Consider the following 2,008-nt stretch of genomic DNA (forward strand, 5'->3'; position numbering starts at 1 on the left):
GGACTTATGCACGGCAAATACTAATTTTAGAGTCCTATGCAAGAGGACTTCAGCTTTGAGGCAGGGGTTGAAACCCCTGCTGAATTATCGAAGTGTCAAACTGTCGGATTGGATCAGTGACCGATCATCCAAGGCCGTCCCCCTCGATGTTCGCGATTCCGCTGCGGTTTAGGTTCCTCACAACGCTTAACTAGCTGCGGTTCCTGATTTTCTTGACCTTTCAACCGCAGCTTTCCAGTTATAATCATCGGCGGGGAAAAGATGCGTTTAGCAACAGTTTCGCAACTCGGGCAAAGCACAGGTGTATCTGCTTCGGCAAGAGGGCGCCACTTATCAAAAATGCCGCAAGTTTCACACCTAAAATCGTAAAGAGGCATAGCAATTTTGGATTGTAGATTTGGATGCAATGAGTAGGCGGCGGGCAGCGCCCGCCTTAATAATTAAGACGGCAGAATATCCATCTCAAAAATTTCTGTCGGTAAAGCAATTGTGCAGCAAGCATTGGGAATATCCACAATGCCGCTGATTCGACCCTCAACCGGAGCACAGCTTAACAGCAAATATGCTTGTTCTCCAGTAAAGCCAAACTTTTTCAAGTATTCGATCGCATTCAAGCAAGCTCGCCGATAAGCAACGTGGGCATCTAGATAATACTGCTGGCCCGTAAATTCATCAACAGAAATCCCTTCAAAAACTAGGTATTCAGAATAACGTGGTTCCACAGGCCCGGGTTTGAAAATCGGGTTTACCATCGCGTATTTATCCATTCCGCCTTTGATAATATCAACGTGGAGGTCGATGTACCCCGACATTTCAATTGCCCCGCAGAATGAAATCTCCCCATCACCTTGAGAAAAGTGAATGTCTCCCATCGAAAGTTTTGCGCCCTCGACATAAACCGGGAAGTAAATTTTAGATCCCCGCGACAGGTTTTTAATATCGCAATTGCCCCCGTGTTCGCGGGGAGGAACAGTGCGCGCCGCTTCCGCAGCAACTCGATCGAATTCTGCCCCTGTCAGCGAACCCAAAACTGCATTTTTGGGATTCGGCAGTTCTGCTAAAGGCGGTACTCGATCGGGATTTGTGGCGACTAATTCCGCTTCCCGTTTGTTCCATTTATTCAACAATTCCTGAGAAGGAGCGCAGCCGATTAAACCCGGATGGGTAATCCCAGCAAACCTCACTTTTGGAATGTGTCGGGAAGCGGTATAAATCCCCTGAAAATCCCAAATTGCTTTAGCAGCAGTGGGAAAATGTTCGGTCAAGAAACCGCCGCCGTTCTCTTTAGCAAAAATTCCCGTAAAACCCCATTCGTCCCCTTGCAAAGCCCCGATATCGAGGATATCGACTACTAAAATATCCCCGGGTTGCGCGCCGTTAACGTAAATTGGCCCGCTCAAAACGTGAACTACTGTTAAGTCTACATCGCGAATGTCGTCGGGGCTGTCGTCATTTTTAATTTGTCCGTCTGTCCAGTCTTTGCACTCGATGCGAAATACATCGCCGGGATTGACGGAAACTACTGCTGGAATATCTGGATGCCAGCGATTGTGACCGACTAATTCCTGTTCTGACATCGGTTTGGTCAAATCAACTTTGAAGAGAACTTGAGGCATAGTCTGCACTCCTTTAGTTACTAATTTTACATGGTATGGGCATCTTCCCCGATCGGATGCTTGATAAATGTAAATTGTTATACTAATCAGTGCAGATCCGAAAAATATTTCAGATAACGATTATCATTATTTATAAAATAACCGGGCTGCGCGGCAGTTGTGGTATGTTTTTGATAGTGAATGTTTTGAATTTCAAAAATCTGTGACTGAAACTTCGATCGCACAAGATACAGATAACGTTAATAATGGATGGCACGGTCGCCTAAATTTAGTCTACGCCAACCGCAGCGGCTCAACTCAAATCATCCACAATCAAATGCAAGCGCCCCTCAAGGTGCAGCGCCCGTTTTATCCTGAAGGGAAAGAGGTTTGTCACAGCGTCATTTTGCACA

General features: G+C 46.3%; 2 protein-coding genes and 1 pseudogene. 1 reads left to right on the plus strand and 2 read right to left on the minus strand.

Translation table 11 applies throughout. The annotated features are described in order from the left end of the window. Window positions 1-113: 113 nt before the first annotated feature. Window positions 114-377 carry an FmdB family zinc ribbon protein gene (locus WBA89_RS18530; RefSeq protein ID WP_424408680.1) on the minus strand — a complete coding sequence of 88 codons (264 nt, stop codon included), beginning with the start codon at window positions 375-377 and terminating at the stop codon, window positions 114-116. A 63-nt stretch (window positions 378-440) separates the two neighbouring features. After that, window positions 441-1,616 carry a formamidase gene (gene fmdA, locus WBA89_RS18535; protein ID WP_424408681.1) on the minus strand — a complete coding sequence of 392 codons (1,176 nt, stop codon included), beginning with the start codon at window positions 1,614-1,616 and terminating at the stop codon, window positions 441-443. Window positions 1,617-1,818: 202 nt separating this feature from the next. Between fmdA and WBA89_RS18540 the strand changes: the two are divergent. Continuing rightward, window positions 1,819-2,008 (plus strand): annotated as a pseudogene (locus WBA89_RS18540) (urease accessory protein UreD); the annotation flags it as partial.

The sequence above is a fragment of the Microcoleus sp. genome (assembly GCF_049646505.1).
GTDB lineage: Bacteria > Cyanobacteriota > Cyanobacteriia > Cyanobacteriales > Microcoleaceae > Microcoleus.

What these genes read in the sequence shown, in the direction of transcription:
- WBA89_RS18530 (WP_424408680.1), bottom strand. Translation starts at nt 377, where the DNA reads ATGCCTCTTTACGATTTTAGGTGTGAAACTTGCGGCATTTTTGATAAG.
- fmdA (WP_424408681.1), bottom strand. Translation starts at nt 1,616, where the DNA reads ATGCCTCAAGTTCTCTTCAAAGTTGATTTGACCAAACCGATGTCAGAA.